A 22,705-nucleotide genomic window follows, 5' to 3' on the forward strand; every position below is an offset into this window, starting at 1 on the left:
CGGACCGCGGTGAGCGCGTCACGCGACACCCGGCTAGCTCGGCCAGGTGTGCACCGGCTCGTTGAGGTGCTGCAGGTCGAGATAGCGCAGGGTCATCTCGCGCAGCGCGGTGCCCCGGTTCCGGCCCCGGTCCTCGGCTGACCGCACCGCGGCGGTCTGCCAGGTCGCCCCGTTCCGGCCGGTCCGGCAGCGGCCCTCGATGATCCCGAGCAGCCGATCACGCTCGGCCGGGTGCACCCCGAACCGGTCCAGGCCCTCGTAGGCCAGCGGCAGCAGCGTGTCCTGGACCAACTCGGTGACACCCACCTCGCCCAGCCCCGGCCAGCACATCGTGGCGTCCAGTCCGTCCCGGGCGCCGGATCGGAAGTTCGCGGCCGCGGTGGCGAACTCGAGCCGTGACCAGATCGGCCGCTCACTCTCGGCCAGCCGACGTATGACTCCGAAGTAGAACGCCGCGTTGGCCAGCAGATCCACCACGGTCGGCCCGGATGGGAGCACCCGGTTCTCCACCCGCAGGTGTGGTCGCCCGTCCATCACGTCGTACACCGGGCGGTTCCATCGGTAGACGGTGCCGTTGTGCAGGCACAGCTCGTGCAGCCGCGGTATGCCGCCGCCGGCACGGACGGCCACCGGATCCTCCTCGCTGAGCAACGGCAGCAGCGGCGGGAAGAACCGGACGTTCTCCTCGAACAGGTCGAAGACCGAGGTGATCCAGCGCTCGCCGAACCACACCCGCGGGCGTACGCCCTGTGCCTTGAACTCGTCCGGGCGGGTGTCGGTGGCCTGCTCGAACAACGCGATCCGGGTCTCCGCCCAGAGCCGGCGCCCGTGCAGGAACGGCGAGTTCGCACCGAGGGCGACCTGCGCGCCGGCCACCGCCTGTGACGCGTTCCAGTACCTGGCGAACTCCTCCGGCGGCACCTGCAGGTGGAACTGGCAGCTGGTGCAGGCCGCCTCGGGCACGATCGTGCCGCTCGCGCTGCGCAACCGTTCCACGCCGCGGATGTCGACCGGGAAGTGCTCGCCCCGGGCCGCGACGATCTCGTCGTTCAGGGCACGGAACCGCTCGTTGTCCGACAGGTTCGCCAGGACCAGGTGCTCGGGTGTCAGGGTGGGCAGCATGCCGATCAGGGCGAGGCGGCTGTCGGCCTTCCCGGCGCGCTCCCCGGCCGTACGCAAAGCTTCTGAAATGTCTTTTTCGAACGCGCCAAAACCGTCCGGAGCGATCTTTCGAGGCGGCGCGTTGAACTCGATGTTGAAGCGCCCCAGCTCGGGCTGGAACCGCGAATCGCCCAGGTCGGCCAGCAACTCGGCGTTGCGCATCACCGGCTCGCCGTCCGCGTCGACCAGGTTGATCTCGATCTCCAGTCCGGTCATACCGGTGCCGGTGTCGAACACGTCGGCATCAAGCAGCCCGTCCAGAACGTCCAGGCATCGATGCACCTTGCGCCGATAGCGGATCCGATCCTCAGGCGCGAAGACCGATTTCGCCAGATCTTTGCCCATGTGCCCTCCCATGACGGTCAGGGACGAACGGACGTCGATCACCACATTGTGAACAGACGGATACTGTCGGTCCACCTTCGCAGACCGAGACGAGTACCGCCAGACGAGTCGAGGCGCCACCGGTAACCGGTGACGCCTCGACTGTGGACTACGCGGAAGATCAGGCCTGCAGGATGGCTTCGCCCTCGATCTCGATCTTGACCTTCTTGCCGATCATCACGCCGCCGGTCTCCAGGGCCATGTTGTAGGTCAGGCCCCAGTCCTCGCGGTCGATCTCGGTGGTCGCGCTGAAACCGAAGAGGTGCTGGCCATACGGGCTGGTGGTGGCGCCCTCGAACTCGACGACCAGCTCGACCGGCTTGGTCACGCCCTTGATGGTGAGCTCACCGTCGAGGACGAACTCGGTGCCGGCGTGCGACTTCACACCGGTGCTGCGGAACTCGATGGTCGGGTACTTCTCGGCCTCGAAGAAGTCACCGGTGCGCAGGTGGTTGTCACGGTCGACGTTGCCGGTCGCCACGCTGGCCGTGGTGATCGACGCGGTCACCGAGGACTCCAGCGGGTTCTCCGCGACGGTGATGGTCGCGGTGGCCTCGGAGAACTGCCCGCGGACCTTGCTGACCATGAGGTGCTTCACGACGAAGCCGACCCGCTTGTGCGCCGCGTCCAGCTCGTAGGTGCCGGCGGCCGGGATCTGCAGACCTTCGAACTCACGAGTACTGACGGTCATGACTTGTCCTTTTCTCGAAGCGTGCGGTGCGGGATGCTTGTCTGACGGAGCAACTATATGCTGAGCAATATTCCCTGTGTCAAGTGCCTGTTAGAGTCGACAGGGTGAACACCGATCTGGACGACCCTCGCCTCACCGCGGTCGGCCTGCTTGCCGAGGCCCACACGGGTCTGATGAACCGCCTCGCCACACAGTTCGAACAACACCGGCTCTCCTCCGTCGAGTTCGAGGTGCTGACGCGTCTCGCCCGTTCGCCCGGCGACCGTCTGCGCATGACCGATCTCGCCGGGCAGACCACCCTCTCCACCAGCGGCGTCACCCGGGTCGTCGACCGGATGGAACGCGACGGCCTGGTCCGCCGGGAGGCCTGCCCGAGCGATCGGCGCAGCTCCTACGCGGTGATCACCGAGGCCGGCCAGGACCGGCTCGCCCAGGTCCTGCCGGGTCATCTGGAGCTGGTCCAGCGCTGGTATGTCGGCCTGCTCCCGGAGGGCCGGCTCGACGACCTGCTCGACTCCCTCCGGACGATCCGGGACGCGGTCAACCCGTGCGCCACCGCGGGAAGTGCAGAAACGGTCACACAGGCCTGATCAGGGCCATCGCGATCAGCGTCGTGGCGACCGGCAGAACCACCGGCAGAACGGACGAATTCCGTGGTCGGCGGGCGACGCCGGACTACTGTGGCGGCCCAGGGGGACGCGGCGCGATCGAGGCGACGAACGGGGCTTTCGGGGGAGTCTTCGTTCGCGTCGCGTACGGGCGCGGTGTAGCTGCGACGGGCGTCGCGTGGGGGGCACGAAAGACGCCGGTTGCGCACGCCGCGCCCGACCTCCCGGCTACGGCGCCAGGTCCGGGACGACGTGGTCGGCCAGGTGATCGGCGATGTCGAGGAGCAGGCGGTCATACCGCTTCCGGGCATCCTCCAACTCTCCCGCAGCGGCGGCCTCTCCGGTGGCAAAATCGCGGACTGCGGCGGGCAGCCGGAACCGGACCACGTCGTCGCCACTCACGGTGAGCAGGCCCAACGCGATCAGCCGGTCCAGCATGTGCACCACGTCGACGCGATCGTCGTCCGATGTGTCCAGCAGTGCCTCGCCCAGCCCTCGCGACCAGCGGTGCCGGAACACCGACCACACGCGCAGCGCCCGCTGCTCGACGGGCGACAGCAGCCGGTAGCTCTCGGCCACCACGGCACGCAGCGGCGTCACCGGCTCGGCGTAGTAGGTAAGGATCTCCGACACGGACAGCACCCGGCCGCGGGCCGCGGCCAGCTCGATCGCCAGCGGAAGGCCGCCGAGCCGACGGACCAGCGCCGCGAGCGGCGCGATCTCATGCGGTGCCAGGCGGGTGCGGCGCACCCGGCCCAGCCGCTCCAGGAAGAGACCCACTGCGGGGTACGGGATCAGCTCGTCGACCGTTTCCGCCTGCGGCATCGGCGGCGGGGCGGCCAGCGGAGCGACCAGCTGAATCAGTTCGCCGTGCTCACCTGCTCGGCGGGCGGTGGCCAGGAAGCGCAGCCGGGGTATCTGCTCCAGCAACGTCGCGAGCACCTCGGCGACGACCTCCGGCGCCCGGTCCACCCCGTCCACGAGCAGCAGCGCGGGCCGATCGCCGAGATGACCGGCCAGCAGCTCGGGAGCGGTCGCGCCGAAGCCGATCGCCACTCCGTCCAGCAGCTCGCCGGCCGTGGCGTCGTCGGGCACCACAACCGCGGCCACCCCGCCCGGATACCCGCCGGCCAGCCGGTGCGCGGCGGCCATCGCGAGACTGCTCTTGCCCACCCCGGCAACACCGACCAGGGTCACCCCGCGCGACCCGCCGGCGGTGGTGGTGCTCGACCCACCGTCGGCAGAAAGCCGGGCGAGGATCCCGGCAAGATCAGCGTCCCGGCCGATCAGCTCGTCGGTGGGCGGTGTCCGCAGGAACGGGGTCGGCGCGGAATGCACGGACACGCCGGTCAGCGCGGAGTCCACCGGCACCTCGTCGGCCGGGCGGCCCCGGGCGGCGGCCAGGAAAGCGGCCTGTTCAGAACCGGACAGACCCAACGCCTGAGCCAGCAGCTCGGCGGTCGTCCGCTGCGGCCGGGAGGCACGGCCGTGCTCCAGGTCACGGACCGTGCGGACGCCGATCGCGGCGCGCGCGGCCAACTCCTCCTGGGTCAGGCCGGCCCGTCGCCGGTGATCGCGCAGCACGGCGCCGAACCCGTGCCGGGGACGCTGATCGGACGCCATGCTGCGAAACTAGGCACACTGATCGATCCGAGTGAACCCGGAAGCCCGTTTTGTCGACAAGTGGACTCCGAGTATCAACCGTCGATCTACAGCCCGAGACCGCGAGCGATCAGCATCCGCTGCACCTCGGACGTACCCTCGCCGACCTCGAGGATCTTGGCGTCGCGGTAGAAGCGGCCGACTGCCGACTCGTTCATGAAGCCGTACCCGCCGTGCACCTGGGTGGCGTACCGGCTGTTCTCCATGGCGGCGTTGCTGGCGTTCAGCTTGGCGATCGCGGCGTACCGCTTGAAGTCGTCGCCGGCCAGCATCCGGGCGGCCGCGTCGTAGTAGCCGAGGCGGGCCACGTGCGCGCGCAGGTCCATGTCCGCGATCAGGAACTGGACGGCCTGGTTGTCGCCGATCGGGTGGCCGAACGCGGTGCGCTGCTTCGCGTACGACACCGACTCGTCGACACAGCCCTGCGCCAGGCCGACGGAGAGCGCGGCGATCGCGATCCGGCCCTCGTCGAGGATCCGCAGGAACTGGGCGAACCCACGGCCCCGCTCACCGAGCAGGTTCTCGGCCGGGACCCGGACGTCGTCGAACGAGAGCTCGTGGGTGTCCGACGCGCACCAGCCGACCTTGGAGTAGCCCGGCGCCACCGTGAAGCCGGGAGTACCGGACGGCACGATGATCGTGGAGAGCTCCTTGCTGCCGTCCGGCTTGATCCCGGTGACCGCGGTGACCGTGACCAGCACCGTGATGTCGGTGCCGGAGTTGGTGATGAACGCCTTGGTCCCGTTGATCACCCACTCGCCGGTCGACTCGTCGAGCACCGCGCGGGTGGTGGTGCCGGCCGCGTCCGAGCCACAGCCGGGCTCGGTGAGACCGAAAGCGGCAAGCGCCTCACCGCTGAGCAGCTGCGGGAGCCACTGCTTGCGCTGGGCCTCGGTGCCGTACCGGAAGATCGGCATGGCGCCGAGGGAGACCGCCGCCTCCAGTGTGATGGCGACCGAACTGTCCACTCTGGCCAGCTCTTCCAGGACGAGACAGAGCGCGAAGTAGTCGCCGCCCATGCCGCCGTACTCCTCCGGGAAGGGCAGGCCGAACAGGCCCATGGCGCCCATCTGACGGATCACATCGTACGGAAAAGTCTTGTTTTCATAATGTTCGGCGATCACCGGCGCCACCTGCTCGCGAGCGAACTGCCGAACGCTGTCCCGAAGGTCTGTCAGCTCGTCGCCGAGCCGGAAATCCACCATTACCGGACACCTGTCCCTAGACCGGAGTGACGCCGTGGCGGCGACGGGAGAACGAGCGGTCCTTGCCACGCGCGGCGGAGAAGCGCCGGATCAGCTCGGCCCGCAGATCGCCCGGTTCCACCACGGCGTCCACGACGAGTTCGCTGGCCAGGCGCATGATGTCGATGTCGCGCTCATACTCGGCGCGGCGCTCGGCGACGAAGGCGGCCCGGGCGTCCGGGTCCTCGATCGCCGCGATCTTGTTGGCGTACACCGCGTTGACCGCGGCCTCGGCGCCCATTACCGCGATCTTCGCGGTGGGCAGGGCGATGGTGGCGTCCGGCTCGAATCCCGGACCGGCCATCGCGTAGAGCCCGGCGCCGTACGCCTTACGCACCACCACGCAGATCTTCGGCACCGTGGCCTCGGAGATCGCGGTGATCATTTTGGCGCCGTGCCGGATGATGCCCTGCTTCTCCACCGCGGAACCGACCATGAAACCGGGCACGTCGGTGAGGAACAGCAGCGGGATGTTGAAGGCGTCGCAGAGCTGCACGAACCGGCTCGCCTTGTCGGCCGAGTCGACGAAGAGCACGCCGCCCTTGAACATCGAGTTGTTGCCGAGGACGCCGATCACCTGGCCGTCCAGCCGGGCGAAGCCGACGGTCAGCTCGCGCGCCCAGAGCGCCTGGATCTCGAAGAACGAGTTCTCGTCGACCAGGCCCTTGACGTACTTCCGCATGTCGAACGCCTGGCGCTCGCTGGCCGGGACCAGTGCCGCGAGATCGGCACCGAACGGACCGGCGACCGCCGCCGCGGGCGGCTGCTGCGTCCAGTTGGACGGAACGTACGACAGGTAGGTGCGCACCACGTCGAGCGCCTCGCGCTCGGTCTTGCACAGGAAGTGCCCGACGCCCGACTCGGCGCAGTGCACCCGGGCACCGCCCATCGCCTCGAGCGTGGTCTTCTCCCCGGTGACCATCTCGACCATGCGGTCGGATCCCAGGTACATGCTGGCGTTGCCCTCGACCATGGCGACCACGTCGCAGAAGGCCGGGATGTAGGCGCCACCCGCGGCGGACGGCCCGAACAGCGCACAGATCTGCGGAATGGCGCCGGAGGCACGGACCTGGGTGTGGAAGATCTTGCCGGCGCCGCGACGGCCGGGGAAGAGGTCGACCTGGTCGGTGATCCGCGCGCCGGCCGAGTCGACCAGGTAGACCATCGGGATGCTGAGCTGGTACGCCCGCTCGATGATCCGGACGATCTTCTCCACCGTGCGGGCACCCCAGGAGCCGGCCTTGACCGTGGAGTCGTTCGCCATCACGCACACGTCGCGGCCGTCGATCCGGGCGACTCCGGTGATCACACCATCGGCGGGCAGTCCGTCGGCCAGACTGTTGGCGTAGATCCCGTCCTCGACGAACGAACCCTCGTCGGCCAGGAGCGCGATCCGTTCACGGGCGAAGAGCTTGCCTTTCGCCGCGTTAGCGGCGTGGTACCGCTCCGCGCCACCGGCCAGCACACGCTTGCGGACCTGCGCCAGCGCGTCACTGTCCATGGATGCACTCCCCGCTCGAGACCCTTGACGACCGTCAGGGTTAACGATCGTTAGGCTATCCCAGAACGTGGACCGGCGGCAACGATGAACGGGAGCCCCGCCGATGCTGGGGCTCCCGTTCACGCGTCACCGCGCCGAAGGATCAGTGTCAGCGCAGGCTGTCGAGCAGGTCGAGCCCGCCCAGGCTGCCGGTCAGGTTGCTGACCGACGCCGACTCGACGGTCTTGCGGCCACCGGTCTTGTCGCCGTACTTGTCGTCCTTGACGTCGCCGTAGCCCTTGTCACCCTTGTCGCCCTTGACGTCGCCGTAGCCCTTGTCGCCCTTGACGTCGCCGGTGTCGGTGTCGTCAACGTCGTCGCCGTAGCCGTTGTCGTCGTCGTTCACGTCGACCGGGGTCTTGTTGCTGTAGCCCTTGTCGTCGTTGACTGCGGCCGGCTTCTCACCCTTGTAGCCGTTGTCGCCGCGGACGCCGCCCTTGTCGCCCTTGTCCTTGCAGGTGCAGTTCTTGTCGCCCTTGACGTGGCCGTGGCCGTGACCCTTGGCCGGCTTGACCCAGTGGCCACCGTCGTCACCGATGCGGTTCACGCAGACCGCCGACGCGCTGGACGCGCCGAACAGACCACCGAACGAGTTGCCGCAGACGTTGATCGGGGCGATGATCGGCGCCGCGAACTGCGTGCCGTTCAGGAAGCCGATGCTGCCGAAGCTGCTCTGGTTGATGCCGCTGTCCCAGCCGTGGCCCCACGGGTCCCGGCCGGCGCCGTGGCCCCACGAACCGCGGTCGTTGCCGTGGCCCCAGTGGTTGCCGCCGTTGTTGCCGTGACCCCAGCCGCCCTGGCTGCCGCCGTTGCACTGGCCGCACTGGCCGGCCTGGCCACTGTGGCCGCTCTGGCCGCCGCTGACCTGCGCCATCCGGCCGGTGGCACCGATGAAGTTGCCACAGGTGGCCTGCGCCGAGGAGATCCCGAAGATCGAGGTCGAGTTGCCGCACTGGTTGATCGGGATGGTGATCGGCACGGCGATCTGGGTGCCGTTCAGGAAGCCGACGTTGCCGCCGGACGACTGGCTGATCCCGCCGCCGTGGCCACCCTGGGCGACCTGGCCACCCTCGATCCGGTTGACCCCGCCACCCTGGGCCGAGCTGATCCCGAACAGGCTGTCCGCGTTGCCGTTCATGTTCACCGGCACGGTGACCGGCACGGCGATCTGGGTGCCGTTCAGGAAGCCGACGTTGCCGCCGGAAGCCTGGTTGATCCCGCTGCCGCCCTTGCGGTACGAGCCCTCGGCGACCCGGTTGACGCCGGTGCCGGAGGCCTTCGAGATGCCGCCCAGCGCGAGGGCGTTGCCGTTCATGTTCATCGGGGCGTTGACCGGCATCGCGAACTGCGTGCCGTTCAGCGCGCCGAGGTTGGTGGACGTGATCTGGGTGATCCCGTCCTGGCCGGCGCCGGACGAGCCGAGACCGGCCTGTGCGGCGGCCGGGGCGAGCAGCAGGGCACCGGCAGCCATGATCCCGACGCTCAACGTCTTACGAACCCACGTCTTCTTCATGAGAAAAGTGATGCCTTTCAAAAATGGTCAGCAAGGGTTTTCCGCGTATTCAATTAGCTGGTTCCAGAACATCGATTTTGGGCGCAGCGGTGCCCTGGCTCGATTTCTCCGGCCTCTTCTGGAGGCGTGACGGCGCGGTGCCGTGATGGTCGCTCCTCAGGCCCCACACGATTCGCCGCTTGTACGCAAACGGTTCGGGAATCGTCGGGCCCGGTCGAGACGGCTGCGTGAGACGCACCGCCGAGGCCATCACCGGTCAGGTGGCGCTAGTCAGGTGAGACGGTCGGCGCCTCGGCGTCATGCCGCCGGGCGTCAACATCGGGTGCGACCGGACAGCGGTGGCAGGCCACCGGGCCGTTCACGATCCCGCCCGGAAGAACGGCTGACGAGCCGCTCTCCGTGGATGCTCCCGGCCCACCGGCCGGGACACCGCTGACTGCCCCGAGGTTCATCCGCGCAGGCGCGGGTCCGTCGCCGTCGGGCACGGTCTCCCGGATCGCCACCGACGCAACCGGCCGGGCGGCCGGGGCATGCCGATGGGCGTGTGACCGGGAGTGGGCCTTGGCGCGCCGGACCGGTGAATGACCGGCCGGGGCACGCGAGACCCGGATGCTGCTGCGTGCAGCCGCACCGCCGGTACCGCTCGCAGCCGGGTGTTCCGGCAGCTCAGCAGCGATCCGTTCGGTCACGGCGTCGGCCACGAGGGCCTTCGGTACGCCGGCCGGCACAACCGTCACCGGCACGGCATCAGGCGTGTCGCTCTCCGGCTCGGCCCGTTCCTGGTCGTCCGCATCTCCGCCACTGGTACGCAGCGGCGCGGTCGCCGGTCGCCGGACCTCGTCGAAGAGCTCCACGTCGATCGCAGGCTCGTCCTCGTCCACCGTCTCGGGCGGCACTCCGTCCGAGCCGGTCGGGAAGGTGAGAACGCGTTGGGTCTCAGGTACGGACTCCAGCGGCTGGACGGCCGCCTTCAGGAGTTCGCTCACCACGTATTCGTTTCCGGTCGCCGGCTCCGCATCGTCCGACATGGTCCCGAACTGGAAGCCGGAGTCCGGCTCACTGTCGGGTCCCGCGGCGTATGCGGCGGCGCCGGTGAGCAGCCAGGCCGCCCCGGCCAGGCCACTGATGACGAGTGCACGCAGGGCCCACCGGGATCCGGTGCGTCCGGCGCGGCGCTCCGTCCGCCGCTCCGCCCCCTGGCTGTGGGGCGGCATGAGCGGGGAGCTGGCGGGGGCGTCCGGCACGAAGCGGGACGCCGTGCGCGGCTTGCGCTCGACCCTCCAGCCCGGCATCGGATCCACCCCTCGTCGTCGGCCTTGTGGCGCTATCAGATCCATTTAGTACGGATCAGTTCCTCTTAGTGAGGAACAGGCGATATCGGCCACTCGGTATTGGTAACGACGTGAGCTCGCGGAAAGTCACGCGACCAAATCAGAAATATGATCGCGGGAAACGGGCCGGAGAATCACACGAGACGGGTACGCGGTCCGGCCCGGAGAACCCCGGACGTAAGGCGACGGCCGACCAGACGTTCGGCCAGTTCGGCGGTCGCTATCAACCGATCCAGATCTATTCCGGTGTCGTAGCCCATGTCGTGCAGCATGTGCACCACCTCTTCGGTGGCCACGTTGCCGGACGCTCCGGGCGCGTACGGACACCCGCCCAGCCCGCCGGCACTGGCGTCGAACTCGACGATCCCGAGCTCCAGCGCGGTCACGATGTTGGCCAGTCCGGTACCCCGGGTGTCGTGGAAGTGCAGCAGGTCCGGTCGTACCTCGGAGAGCAGGTCGCGGACCCGGCGCGGTGTCGCCATCCCGGTGGTGTCGCCGAACGCGATGCGGTCCGCGCCGTCGGCGCGGACCCGGGCCACGATCTCCGCCACCCGCGTCGGTGAGATGTCCCCCTCGAACGGACAGCCGAAGCTCGTCGCGACGATCACCTCGAGCGTCGCGCCGGCCGCGTGCACCAGCGGGATCAGCCCGGCGATGTCGTCGAGCGACTCGTCGGTGGTCCGGTTGAGGTTGCGCCGGTTGTGGGTGTCGCTGGCCGAGACCACCACCTCGATCTCGCGCAGTCCGGCGGCCAGGGCCCGCTGCGCGCCCCGGGTGTTCGGGATCAGCGCGGAGTACCGCACGTCCGGGTTCCGGGTGATCCGCGACCAGACCTCGTCCGCGTCGGCCATCTGCGGGATCGCCTTGGGGTGTACGAACGAGACCGCCTCGATCCGCCGCACACCGGTGCCGCTCAGCGCGTCGATCAGCTCGACCTTGCCGTCGGCCGGGATCGGGTCCTCGTTCTGCAGGCCGTCGCGCGGCGCGACCTCACGAATGCTGATGAACGTCACGGCTCACCTCACACCCTTACGCATCCGGGAGACGATCGCGGTGTCGTAGTCGCCGGAGAGGAACTCGTCGTTCTCCAGCAGCTCGGCGAAGAACGGCAGGTTGTTCTTCGGTCCGACGATCTCGAAACCGGCCACCGCGGCACGGGCCTTGGCCAGCGCATCCTCGCGGTCCGTACCGAAAATGATCAGCTTGGCCATCAGCGAGTCGTAGTGCGGGGTGACAGTGGTGCCCTCGGCGTAGCCGGAGTCCACCCGGACGCCCTCGCCGGTCGGCTCCACCCACGTCGCGACCTTGCCGGGGCCGGGAAGGAATCGCTTCGGGTCCTCGGCGTTGATCCGCAGCTCGATCGCGTGGCCCGATTTGTCGTTACTGACGACGACGTCCTCGCCGCTGGCGATCCGCAGCTGCAGCTCGACCAGGTCGATGCCGTGGATCAGCTCGGTGATCGGGTGCTCGACCTGCAGCCGGGTGTTCATCTCCAGGAAGAAGAACTCGCCGGTGGCCGGGTCGAGCAGGCACTCGACGGTGCCCGCGTTGCGGTAGCCGACCGCCTCGCCCGCCTTGACCGCGGCGCTCAGGATCCGCTCGCGCAACTCCGGGCCGACCGCCGGGGACGGTGCCTCCTCGACCAGCTTCTGGTTGCGGCGCTGCACCGAGCACTCCCGTTCGGACAGTGCGATCACCCGGCCGTCGGCCAGGCCGAGGATCTGCACCTCGACGTGCCGCACCCGGGGGAAATACCGCTCCAGCAGCACCGATCCGTCGCCGAACATCCGCTCGGCGAACGCCTGCACCTTGCCGAACTCGGTACGCAGGGCGGCCTCGTCGGCGGCGACGCCCATGCCCATCCCGCCACCGCCGGCCGCCGCCTTCACCATCACCGGGTAACCGATCTCCCCGACCGCCGCGACCGCGGCGTCGACGTCGGCCACCGGCTCGGCCGTGCCGGGCGCGACCGGCACGCCGGCCGCCGCCATCAGATTGCGAGCATTGATCTTGTCGCCCATCGCGGTGATCGCGTCAGCGCCGGGTCCGACCCACACCAGGCCGCTTGATGCGACGGTACGGGCGAAAGCCGCGTTCTCACTCAGGAAGCCGTAGCCGGGATGGATCGCCTGCGCACCGGTCGCCTTGGCGGCAGCCAGCACGGCCTCCACGTTGCGATAGCTCTGCGCCGGGTTGGCCGGGCCGATGCAGACGGCTTCGTCGGCCTCGGTGACGAACGGCAGGTCGGCGTCGACGTCGGAGTGCACCGCGATGGTGCGGATGTTCAGGCGTTTTGCCGTGCGGATGATCCGGCGGGCGATCTCGCCCCGGTTGGCAACGAGCAGCGACTCGATCATGAGGCTCCCTGGATGGCGGTTTGCCGACCGGCCCTGTGGGGCTGGTCGGTGTTCCGTGGCCGGCAGGGTGACCGGTGGGCCTCCCGCAGGCCGGTGTCGTTCCTATCCTCTGTTCTACCTGCAGTTCTTGCTGCGTTTCGGCGGGCTTTCAGCGGCCGGTCAGGGCGTGCAGGGTGGCGTCGCGCAGCAGGTCGGCCCGCCGTCGGCGCTCCACCTCGCCGCCCAGGAACGGCGTCGAGTTCATCAGGCCGAACGCGGCGTGCGCCAGCACCCGCGCCTCGGCCGCCTCCAGCTCCGGGCGCAGCAGGGTGAGCACACCCACCCACTCCTCCACATAGAGCCGCTGCAACCGGCGGATCTGCCGGCGTGGCTCCTCCGGCAACCGGTCCAGCTCGTGCAGGTGCAGGGCGATCACGGCCGGGTTGGCCAGCGCGAACTCGACGTGGAAGTCGATGAGGTCGGTGAGCGCCGCCTCGGCCTCGGCCGGGTGGCGGGCGACGCGTTCCCGGCCGCCCTCCAGCAGGCTGTCGCTGACCGGGATCAGCGCGGCGACCAGCATCGCCTCCTTGCCGGCGAAGTGGTGATACAACGCCGGGCCGGTGACGCCGGCCGCCGAGCCGATGTCGTCCATGGAGACCCCGTGATAGCCGCGGGACGCGAAGAGTCCGACCGCGATCTCGAGGATTTCATCGCGGCGCGACCGCCGCCGAGGCGCCGGCGGGGTCGTCCGGTTCCGCTGATCTACCGTCGTCACGACGCAACTCTAACCCGCTGTCAAGGGTTCGCTTAACGGTCGTTCAGCCGATCGACTTCTGCCCGGGCCTCGTCGTACAACTCCCCGGCGTCCGCATCCTCCGGATTCCGGGCCCGGACCGGCGACAACAGGGCCACCGCGCCGGCCGCGTCCCCGCCGGCGAGCAGGGCCCGCGCCTGCAGGGTGGTCACCCGATCGGCGTCGTCGTCCGCACCGATCAGGCGCAGCCGCTCGGGGGCGCCGGCCAGATGCGTGGTGGCGTCGGCGTGCCGGCCGCGCCGCAGGAACATGCTGCCCACCTCGAACGCGAAGATCGACCGACCCCACTGCACGGCGGGCTCGTCCGCGAGCTCCACCGGGAGTTCCGCGTACCGGCGGGCTACCAGGTCGATCAGTTCCTCCGCCTCGGCGACCTGGTCGGCGTAGTTCAGCGCCATCAGCCGGCGGCGCAGCACCCGCAGCTCGCCGGCCGGATCGCCGGCCTCGCGCAGCGACGCGGCCGCGGCCCGGAAGGTTCCCGCCGCCTCGGCGTCCCGGTCCAGTTTGTAGAGCAGGTCACCGGCCTCCTCAGCGATCTGGCCCCGCCCGGCCGGATTGTCGGCCAGCAGCTCGATCAACTCCCGGTACAGCTCCAGGGCACGGCCGGTGTCGTCAAGATCACGGTAGATCCCGGCCAGCAGGAACCGGGTGTCGTTGGCCGGCTCGACGAGGCCCAGCCGCTCGAACCCGAGCAGCGCCTCCTCGGCCACCTCGGCCGCCTCCGGCAGCCGCTCGGCCAGCCGGTACGCCTGCGCCAGATCCTGCCGGGCGAACGTGCCGGGCTGGTCCAGCTCCTGCTCGGCGCAGACCGCGACCGCCTCGACCAGGTCGTCGATCGCGTCACCGGGCCGGGCGAGGGCCATCAGCGCCCGCCCGCGCAGCATGTGACCGACCAGCTCGGCGCCGGGCACCCCGGTCGTCAGCGACTCGGTCATCGCGGTCACCACCTCGGCCGGGTCCTCGGCGAGCTGGCCGTAGAACGTCGCCGCCTCGGCGCTGGACCGGGCCGGGCCGTGCTCCCGGTAGAAGTCCCAGGCCTCCCGGGCTGCCGCGCGGGCCTCGTCGGTGCGCTGCGCCGCGCCCCGGTTACGCGCCCGGAGCAGGGCGTGGTGTGCCAGCCGGCGGGGCTCACCGTGCGCGACGGCGTGCTGGTCGGCCCGGTCGCCGGCGTCGTTCGCCTCGGTAAGCAGATCCAGCGCGAAGTACATCGTGGACATCCGCAGCCAGGCGGTCGCCCGGTCCCGGTCCGTGCCGTGCGCGTCCTGGTGCGCGACGTCGGCGCGGATCACGGCCAGCACCTCGTCGGGGTCACCGAGCCCGGCCCGGCTGCGCTCCATCGCGATCCGGGCCCGCAGGCCGCTGACCTTGCCGGGCTCGCCGGTCTGCTCGAACGCCGCGGCCGCCTTCTCCCAGGCCGCGATGGTGTCCGCGTGCTCGTCGCCGGGAAGCTGGATGCCGCGGAACGTCCAGAACCGGCCGGCCAGCCGCGGGTCGGCGGGCTCCGGGAAACGGGCCCGGTACGCGTCGAGCACCAGCCCGAACGCGACCTGGTCGTCCTGCTCCAGGTGCTTCTCGGCCAGGTCGAGCAGCTCCGGCTCGGTGCCCTCGGCGGGGATCTCCACCGGCGGCTCGGCGGGCTGCGGCTGCTTCGCCACGACGGCGGGGGAGCGGCGGGCCGAGGGGGACAGCGGCACGTCGACGCCGTACGGCTGCTCGGCCATCGCCGCGGTGATCATCTCGCTCTGGTGGGTGGTGCCGTTGCGGGTGTCGAACCGGGCGGCCAGCTCGGTCGCGAACGTGGTCAGCTCGCCGGCCAGCGCCTCCGCGGTGACGTCGGGTCGCCCGCTGCGGCGGATCAGGGTGTCCCCGTGACCGATAACGGTCACCCGGCGCAGCAGCGTGACGGCGGCCGCCGCGAAGTTCATCCCGGCGGCCGGCGACGGCGCTCGGTCCAGCCAGTCGATGTGCCGCTGCAGGATCTCCAGGCCACGGGCCTCGTTGCCGGTGCGGGCGCAGAACCGGATGTGCTCGCCGATCGCCCACAGGTCGGCCAGGTTTCCGCGCTGGCCCAGGTAGGAGCGGCGGTGCGCGTCCGCCGCGTCGTCCAGGCGGCCGGCTTTCAGGTACGACACCATCAGCTCGCCGAGGATGCCGTGCGGTTGCTCGACACAGGACAGATGCCCGGTCAGCACCGGGGCGGCCAGCTCCACCGCGTCGGCGTGCCGGCCGCGCTGGTTCAGGTACTCCACCTGGGTGTTCGGGTCACAGCCGGCGCAGTCGGAGAGCGAGTTGCGGGGCGCGGCCTTCCACTTCTCGTACCACTCGTCAGCGGCGGCCGTGTCGCCGATGTGGTTGGCGACGATGTAGCGGTGCTTGTAGACGGGCTGCAGGCCATGGCCGCTCTCGCGGTACCGCCGCTCCATGTCCTCGAGCACCGAATACGTCCGGGCCAGCGGCACCTCGGGAAACTCGGTGAGCGCGTTGACCATCGTCTTGAACAGCCACAACAGGTTGTGTGACCAGTTCCGGTGGTAGTCCTGCGGGTTCCGGTCGAAGTCGCTGACACACCAGGAGAAGGTGGCGAACGCCTTCACCGACTCGCCGCCGTAGATGTACGCGTTCGTCGCGAACAACCGGGTGTAGAACGCCAGTGCCGGGTCACCGGCACCGTCGACCTGCCGCAGCACCTGCTCGGCCAGCGCGATCTGCGCCGCGCCGTACGGAAGGTCCTCGGCCTCGCTCAGCACCGCCCACAGCTCGTCGGACGTCTTCACCGGGTCTCCTCCTCGGGAACGGCCCGGTCCAGCAGGCCCAGGAACGATGTGGTCAGCAGGGCCGCGTCGGCCGGCCGGATCGGATGGTGGCCGAGCAGCAGGGCCTGGCCGTAGAGCGACTCGACGGCGAGGGCGGCGAGCTCGGGGTCGCCGATCGCGGCCACCCGGCGGATCAACGGGTTGCGGTGGTTCAGGACCAGCTGCGGCCGGTCGTTCGGCACGGTCTGCGCGAGCGCGTCGAGCACCCCGCCCCACAGATCGTCGGCCTGGTCACGGCTGGTGGTGAACTCGTCGTGGAACGCCGCGGCGCGGCTCACCAGATAGAGCGCGGGGAGGGTGACCGGGTCGAAGACGCGGACCACCACCTCGCAGCCGAGCCGGTCCAGGCGGCGCTGGGCGGTCGACAGGAACGGGCGCAGGCGCAGCTCGGTCGCCGCGTCGACGGCGGTGAACCGGGTGGTCAGATCGGTCGGGTCGAGGCGCTCGACGCGGATCTCCGGGTCGCTGGCGGCCAGGCGCTCGATCAGGTCGGCGTCGTAGACGTACCCGCCGTTGATCAGGCCGATGTCCTGGGCGGCGGCGACCGCGGCGAGCTGGCGGAACTCGTCGGCGGTGGCGGCGTACCGGAGCACGCCGAACCGGGCCCGGAAGTCGGCGAGGGTCAGCTCGCCCATGTTGGTCTGCATCGGGTACCACTGCTCGACCAGGCGCAGCATCTCGTCGTCGTGCAGGGCCAGCGCCTTCACACCCAGGTGATGGATCTGCAGGAACTGGGCGAGCCGGTGCGGGTCGGTCGTGGCGAGCCGGACCAGCCAGCCGCGCAGCTGGTCGGCGATCGCGTCGCGGGTCTCGGCCAGCATGCCGTCGTCGTAGAGCGCCTCGCGGCTCGCGGTCGGGCGCAGCTCGGTGCTGTCCACGACACAGCGGGCGAAGAACGCCCAGTCCGGGAGCAGACCCTCCACGTTCTCGGAGAGCAGCATGCGCTTGAGGTAGACCCGGTGGCCGCCCCGGCTGGCCGGGTTGACCGGGGTGGGCAGCACGAACGCGGCGCCGGTCAGGCCGGAGCCGGGCACGTTCAGCTCGATCACGTCGAACGGGCGGAAGCCGAGTGTGGCCTGCGAATACTCACTCCGCTCCTGGGGTGCGAGGGCCCAGGGGAGTGCGCCGGTGGTGACCCGGCGGCCGTCGACGGTCACCTCGACCGGCAGCAGCGAGCCGTAGAGCTCGGCGAGCTCGGTCACTGTCGCGCCGGTCAGGTAGTGCTCGGCGCCGCGGCGCGGGGTCAGGGTGACCGTGGTGCCCGGCTCCCGCTCGGCACCGGGTCGCACGTCGTAACGCCCGTCGGAATACCCGGTCCAGAGCACCGGGGCGGACCCCTCGCGCCGGGTGTGCACCACGATCTCGTCGGCGACCAGGAAGCAGGAGAGCAGCCCGATACCGAACTGGCCGAGGAACTCGTGGCGGGCGAACCCCAGCTCGTCGCGTTTCGAGCTGCGGCCGATGGTGGCGAGCAACTCGTGCACCTGCGCCTCGGTCAGCCCGATGCCGTTATCGGTGATCCGCAGCGTCGCACCGGTGACGATCTCGACCCGGCCGGCGTGCCCGGCCCCGACCGCGGTGATCGCATCGACGGCGTTCTGCAGCAGCTCGCGGACGTAGACGCGGGGGCTCGCGTAGAGGTGGTGGCTGAGCAGGTCGACGATGCCCCGTAGATCGACCTGGAAGGTGTTGCTCACGGCGTCGCACGGTACCGGGTCCGTCCGACAAAAACGGGTCTTTATCGAGGTTCCGCAACGTTGCGCCCCGCGCCGCCGGCCGATCCCGGCCCGGCAGGCCTTTCACCCGGCGGTCTGCCGCCGCCGGCAGACCGCTCGCCCAGCAGCCCGCCGCCACTGGCAGATCGCTCGCCCAGCAGCTCGCCGCCGTCGGCAGATCGCTCGCCCGGCAGCCCGCCGCCGCCGGCAGGTCGGTCGGCCGGCGGCCGGTCGGTGCTTCGGTGGGGGACCGCGGCGACCCCCGTTTGATCCGGCTGGATCGGCCGCCGCGGTCACCGTGGTCCGGTTCGCACCACCTCCCGGTTGGCCGTCAGGAGCACGGCCAGCAGCAGCACGAACGCCACCGGCCAGACCTGCTGCGGCGCGGTCCAGCCGCCGGGCGCCGGCACCCGCCACGGCGAGTGGTCCCCGGTGAAGAACAGCGACACCACGAGCGCGATCCCCTGCGCCGCCGGGCCGAGCAGCGCGGAGCCCGACGTGTTCCGGTAGCGCGCCCCTACGGCCGCGAACGTCACCGAGACCAGCCCGCAGACCGCCGCTTGGAGGATCACGAGCCCGTGTGACCAGGTCACCTCGGGGCCGGCAAGCCGGCCGACCGCACCGTGGAGACCGGCCCACAGCAGCACCGCCGGAAACAGCAACAACCCGAGCCGCAGCCACTGCCGGCGCCACCGCGGGACCGGCGTGACCACTGTGGAGGCCATCAGGTCCGGCAGGGCGAATCCGGCGGCCGCGCCCAGCACCGCGGCCGCGAACCGCAGCCCGAACAGCACCACGGCCGGCGACGGGTCCTCCCGCAGCACGGGGAACTGCACCACGACGGCGAGCACAGCGGCCGCCACGAACGGTGGCCATGGCACGGCCCGGGCCAGGTGGGGGAGCAGCAGCCGGGTCACCGGCAGACTCCGGCGTCCTCGCTGGGCGGGCCGGACTCGGGCTCGGTGACCGGCGCGGCCGGGATCGGCGGCGGAGTGGTCGTCACACCGAGACCGGCCAGCGCGGTCCCGGCCGGGTCGAGCACCGCCGCCCAGTGCGCCTGCAGATATGCGGTGACCTCGCTGGACGGCCTGGCCAGCAGGGTCGCCACGGCCTGCAGGTCGGCGGGCCCCTGTCGCACCCGGGGGAGCCCCAGCTCACCACGGGCGACGCGTGCGGCCCCGTCCGGCTGGGTCAGCGCGAGCAGCCAGAGCCCGACGACGGTGCGGTGCTGGCCGGCGGCGTCACAGCTGCCCCACATGAAGGCATCCTCGCGCTTGGCCAGCCCGACCGCGGCGGAGGCCCACGACCGCGCCATCCCGGTCCGCGAGTTCGCGGCCCAAGGTCCGATCCGGCCCCAGGACGTCGAGGTGACGATCTCCGGCCGGCCGGGCACCATCGGCTCCCCGCTGTCCGAATTGTCGAGCTGGCGGACCGCCGGTCTCGCCGCGGCCGCCGGGAGCAGCGCCGCGACGGGCTCGACCGCCGCACGCCACAGACCTGTCCAACGGCCGAAGCCGGGCAGTGCGCAGTATCGGACATCCGCATAGGTCCGGCAGTCCAGCGCCGCGATCACGGCCGACTGCGGCTCCTCCGCCGCGTAGATGTTCCTCTCCCGCTCCGCGTAGATGGCGTCGTCCTCGGCGACCTTCCGCTGCAACGCGACACCGGTGATCAGCAGCGCGACGGTCAGGAGCACCGCCGACGACTTCGTCCGGGCCCGCCAGGAGATCAGCGCGACGACGGCGGCGAGGATCCCGCACAGGTAGACCAGGTGCCACTCGGTGGGGCGATCCCCGCCGAGCGACCACGGGCGCCCCGGCACCGGCCAGCTCTGACCGAGATAACCCCCCGAACTTGTCGAGATGGCGAGCGACAGGAAGAGGGCCACCACGATCCCGGCCACCGCCAGTGGCCCGGCCGCGACGGCCGGAAACGACCGCCCCACCACGGCGCCCACGGCGGCGCCGATCGGCGGCAGAATCACCACGACCAGGACGGCCCACGGGTCGAAGCGGCCCACCGGCCAGGACGGCAGCAGGATCAGCAGCTGCAGGGCGTAGACGATCGCGCCGGTCAGGGCCGCGATCGGCACCGTGACGAGCAGACCCAGCCCGCGGCGCGCGGCGGTGACCGGCAGGCTCCGGAAGCTCTCGCCAGCGCCGGCCCGGTGGTCCCGGCCGGCCGCCAGGTGCGCGGCGATCAGCAACGCGGCGCCCAGGACGAGGGCGCTCATCCCGGAGTTCTCGATGAAGCCGTCCCACTGCGGCATGCTGGTCCAGGACCAGGCGACACCCAGGCCGACGGCGAGCACCACACCGCCCCAGAGGAACGGGCTGCGCAGGAAGTGCCGCGCCTCCACCCGGGCCAGGGCGGCCACCGACACCCGGCCGGACGGCACGGCCCGGAGAAGCGGCTCATCGATCGTCACGGTCATCGGATCACCCCGGGAGCCGTCGTCGCTCCGGCCGCATCGGGTGCGGCCGTGCCGGCCGTCGTCACCGCGCTTGTCGCCGTGCCGGCCGTCGTCACCGCGCCTGTCGCCGTGCCGGCCGTCGTCACCGCGCCTGTCGCCGCTCCGGCTGTCGTCGCCTCGGAGCCCAGGAGCAGCAGGTATCCGTCCTCGATGGACGGCCGGACTGCCTCGCCGCCCTCCGGCTGCCGGCCGAAAATCCGGTACAGGCCGTCGGCATTTCGCCAATACGCCGCATTTCCCCGCGGCGGCTCCGCAGAGAGCCACACCTGTCCCTCGGCCACTCCGGCCAGGTCCCGCGGGCTGCCGTCGAAGATCACCCGGCCGCGCCGCATCACCACCACCCGCTCGCACAGCGCGCCGACATCCTCGGTCTGGTGGGTGGAGAGCAGCACCGTCCGGTGCTCACCGATCCGGGAAACCAGTGCCCGGAACAGCATCCGCTGCTCGGGGTCGAGCCCCACCGTCGGCTCGTCCAGGATCACCAGCTCGGGCTCGCCGAGCAGCGCCTGTGCCAGGCCGAGCCGCTGCCGCATGCCGCCGGAGAGCTTGCGCACCTTGGTCTTCGCCCGGTCGGTCAGCTCGACCTCCTCGAGCACCCGCCGCACCTCGGCCCGGCGCGCACCGGTGTCGGTGATCTCCTTCAGCACCGCGACGTAGTCCAGCAGGTCATACGCCGTGAAGTTCGGATACAGCCCCGGGTTCTGCGGGAGGTAGCCGATCCGGCGGCGCACCTCGACCCGCTCGTGCTGCACCGCCGGGTCGAACCCGTGCACCCGCAGCGAGCCGGTGTCCGGCGCGAGCGCGGTGGCCAGGCAGCGCAGCAGCGTGCTCTTGCCGGCCCCGTTCGGCCCCAGCAGTCCGGTCACCCCGGTGCCGATCTCCAGGTCGACGGCGTCGAGGGCGGTCGTGGCTCCGTAGCGCTTGCCAAGTCCGCGGATGCTGACGGTGGTCATCGGCTCTCTCCCGGGTCGAACCGGCGGCGACGCCGGATCAGGACGATGGCGGCCAGCGCCGCGGCCAGCGAATAGCTGAGCTGGGCGGCGGGGCCGAAGACGAGTGGCACGGCGGGCTCGTGCCGGAACCCGGTCACGCCGAGCACCCCGGCGAGCCAGAGCCCGCCGAGCGTGCCGGCGGCGAGCGGCAGCGGGACGGAGGTGGCCAGTGCCAGCGTCCCGGTGCAGAGCAGCAGGGCGGGCAGCAGCCAGGCCGCCGCATACCACCCGGCGGCGGGCAACAGCAGCGCCGCGAACCCGGCCGTCGCCACGGCGGCGCCGATGACCGCGGTGGCCCGCCAGAGCACCAGGGCCGGTCCGGCCGCCGGCGCGGTCCCGGTAATCTCGTACATCGGGTCGGCGGGCGGACCGTAGGCCCCGGAGACCGCGACGACCGGCAGGATCGGCGCGACGACCAGGAAGAGCAGACCGGCCCGATCGGTGCCGTCCCGGCTGAACACGGCGGCGAGCACGGCGAGGCCGAGGACCGCCGCGGTCGCGAGCAGCCATGACCAGCGCAGCGCCGGGGTGGCGGTGAGCAGCCGGACCCGGTGCTCGGGCAGGCCGAGCCGGGTCAGCAGCCGCTGCGCCGGGCCGACCCGGGGTGCGTGGACGGCGTCGTAGATGATCGCCCAGTTGCCGGTCGTCCAGGCCACGTCGACGTGCACCCGGGAGCGGCAGTGCGGACAGGCCAGCATGTGCGCCTCCACCGCCATCACCCGGCCGGTGTCGAGGTCACCGCGGTCGTATCGATCGAGCAGGTCCTGGTCGAGATGCCAGTCGGTCATGTCAGCAGCTCCCTCAACCGCGCACGGGCGCGCATCAGCCGGGTCTTCGCGGTGCCCTCCGGAATGCCGAGGAGCGCGGCCGCCTCGCGGACGGTCAGCCCGTCGAGCGCGGTCGCCTCGATCAGGCTGCGCAGCTCGGGGGAGAGGCGGTTGAGCGCCGGGCCCAGGGCGCCGTGCTCGACGCCGAGCAGCACCAGCTCCTCGGCGGACGGGGTGACCAGGACGTCGGCCGGTGGCTCCTCGGCGGGGCCGCTCAGCCAGCGGTGGGCCGGGCCGCGCAGGGTGGAGACCAGGCGGCGGATCGCGATGGTCCAGATCCAGGCCGCGGCGTCCGAGCCGGTCGCGGTGTATCGCCGGGCGTCGCGCCAGACCGCGACGAAGGTGTCCTGGATCGCGGCGTCGACCACGTCGGGGTCGGCGCAGCGCCGGCGCAGGCGGGCCCGGAGCCACGGCGCGTGCCGGTGATGCAGCAGCCGCAGCGCGGCGGTCTGCCCGGCCGCGACGGCGCGCAGCAGCTCGGCGTCGCTGCTCTGCTCACCGACCGGGTCCACCGGCGGCTGTGGTTTCCTTCGCACTTCTGGACTATCGCCGACGGTGCCGGATTCGGTTCATCGAAAAAACGGCGCGACCCGATGGGCCG

The 22,705-nt window shown here is 71.0% G+C and carries 18 protein-coding genes; 1 reads left to right on the plus strand and 17 read right to left on the minus strand.

The window, feature by feature from the left end:
• Positions 1-33: 33 nt before the first annotated feature.
• Positions 34-1,506: a glutamate-cysteine ligase family protein gene (locus tag ADL15_RS37925; RefSeq protein WP_067702176.1), complete on the minus strand. Its 1,473-nt coding sequence runs from the start codon at positions 1,504-1,506 to the stop codon at positions 34-36.
• 160 nt (positions 1,507-1,666) lie between these two features.
• A complete protein-coding gene (locus ADL15_RS37930) occupies positions 1,667-2,236 on the minus strand; it encodes a YceI family protein (protein ID WP_067701910.1) in 570 nt (189 codons plus the stop codon).
• Positions 2,237-2,340: 104 nt separating this feature from the next.
• On the opposite strand from ADL15_RS37930, the gene ADL15_RS37935 reads away from it, so the two are divergent.
• Entirely contained in the window at positions 2,341-2,826 is a 486-nt protein-coding gene (locus ADL15_RS37935) for a MarR family winged helix-turn-helix transcriptional regulator (RefSeq protein WP_067701912.1), read from the plus strand.
• Positions 2,827-3,072: 246 nt separating this feature from the next.
• On the opposite strand, the gene ADL15_RS37940 is transcribed toward ADL15_RS37935, so the two are convergent.
• From ADL15_RS37940 to ADL15_RS38010, 15 genes are all read right to left on the minus strand, one after another.
• Positions 3,073-4,467 carry an ATP-binding protein gene (locus ADL15_RS37940; protein WP_067701915.1) on the minus strand — a complete coding sequence of 465 codons (1,395 nt, stop codon included), beginning with the start codon at positions 4,465-4,467 and terminating at the stop codon, positions 3,073-3,075.
• An 86-nt stretch (positions 4,468-4,553) separates the two neighbouring features.
• Positions 4,554-5,708, minus strand: a complete 1,155-nt coding sequence (locus ADL15_RS37945) for an acyl-CoA dehydrogenase family protein (protein ID WP_198171191.1) — start codon at positions 5,706-5,708, stop codon at positions 4,554-4,556.
• Between the two features lie 19 nt (positions 5,709-5,727).
• Complete coding sequence (locus ADL15_RS37950; RefSeq protein WP_067701921.1) at positions 5,728-7,251, minus strand: acyl-CoA carboxylase subunit beta; 1,524 nt, start codon at positions 7,249-7,251, stop codon at positions 5,728-5,730.
• A gap of 148 nt (positions 7,252-7,399) precedes the next feature.
• Entirely contained in the window at positions 7,400-8,803 is a 1,404-nt protein-coding gene (locus ADL15_RS37955) for a chaplin family protein (RefSeq protein WP_157441847.1), read from the minus strand.
• Positions 8,804-9,069: 266 nt separating this feature from the next.
• Positions 9,070-10,095, minus strand: coding sequence for a hypothetical protein (locus tag ADL15_RS37960; RefSeq protein ID WP_157441848.1), 1,026 nt, complete (start codon positions 10,093-10,095; stop codon positions 9,070-9,072).
• Between the two features lie 173 nt (positions 10,096-10,268).
• On the minus strand, positions 10,269-11,147 hold the full coding sequence (locus ADL15_RS37965) for a hydroxymethylglutaryl-CoA lyase (RefSeq protein WP_067701930.1): 879 nt from the start codon (positions 11,145-11,147) through the stop codon (positions 10,269-10,271).
• 3 nt (positions 11,148-11,150) lie between these two features.
• Positions 11,151-12,491 carry an acetyl-CoA carboxylase biotin carboxylase subunit gene (locus ADL15_RS37970; protein WP_067701933.1) on the minus strand — a complete coding sequence of 447 codons (1,341 nt, stop codon included), beginning with the start codon at positions 12,489-12,491 and terminating at the stop codon, positions 11,151-11,153.
• Positions 12,492-12,639: 148 nt separating this feature from the next.
• The gene (locus ADL15_RS37975; RefSeq protein WP_067701936.1) at positions 12,640-13,245 is read right to left on the minus strand and encodes a TetR/AcrR family transcriptional regulator; all 606 of its coding nucleotides are present in this window, start codon (positions 13,243-13,245) and stop codon (positions 12,640-12,642) included.
• 32 nt (positions 13,246-13,277) lie between these two features.
• The gene (locus ADL15_RS37980) at positions 13,278-16,058 is read right to left on the minus strand and encodes a hypothetical protein (RefSeq protein ID WP_067701939.1); all 2,781 of its coding nucleotides are present in this window, start codon (positions 16,056-16,058) and stop codon (positions 13,278-13,280) included.
• On the minus strand, positions 16,055-17,794 hold the full coding sequence (locus ADL15_RS37985; RefSeq protein WP_067701942.1) for an HSP90 family protein: 1,740 nt from the start codon (positions 17,792-17,794) through the stop codon (positions 16,055-16,057). Before ADL15_RS37985 ends, ADL15_RS37980 begins: the two co-directional genes overlap by 4 nt.
• 311 nt (positions 17,795-18,105) lie before the next feature.
• Entirely contained in the window at positions 18,106-18,729 is a 624-nt protein-coding gene (locus ADL15_RS37990; RefSeq protein ID WP_067701943.1) for a hypothetical protein, read from the minus strand.
• Positions 18,726-20,246 (minus strand): hypothetical protein, encoded by a 1,521-nt coding sequence (locus ADL15_RS53510; RefSeq protein WP_067701946.1) that lies wholly within the window; start codon positions 20,244-20,246, stop codon positions 18,726-18,728. The genes ADL15_RS37990 and ADL15_RS53510 overlap by 4 nt, the downstream gene beginning before the upstream one ends.
• Positions 20,243-21,238, minus strand: coding sequence for an ATP-binding cassette domain-containing protein (locus tag ADL15_RS38000; protein WP_083972269.1), 996 nt, complete (start codon positions 21,236-21,238; stop codon positions 20,243-20,245). Before ADL15_RS38000 ends, ADL15_RS53510 begins: the two co-directional genes overlap by 4 nt.
• Positions 21,235-22,065: a zf-HC2 domain-containing protein gene (locus tag ADL15_RS38005; protein ID WP_067701949.1), complete on the minus strand. Its 831-nt coding sequence runs from the start codon at positions 22,063-22,065 to the stop codon at positions 21,235-21,237. Before ADL15_RS38005 ends, ADL15_RS38000 begins: the two co-directional genes overlap by 4 nt.
• Positions 22,062-22,640, minus strand: a complete 579-nt coding sequence (locus ADL15_RS38010) for an RNA polymerase sigma factor (protein WP_067701952.1) — start codon at positions 22,638-22,640, stop codon at positions 22,062-22,064. The genes ADL15_RS38005 and ADL15_RS38010 overlap by 4 nt, the downstream gene beginning before the upstream one ends.
• Between the last annotated feature and the right edge of the window lie 65 nt (positions 22,641-22,705).

Source organism: Actinoplanes awajinensis subsp. mycoplanecinus (assembly GCF_001509495.1).
In the GTDB taxonomy this organism is placed as follows: Bacteria; Actinomycetota; Actinomycetes; order Mycobacteriales; family Micromonosporaceae; genus Actinoplanes; species Actinoplanes palleronii.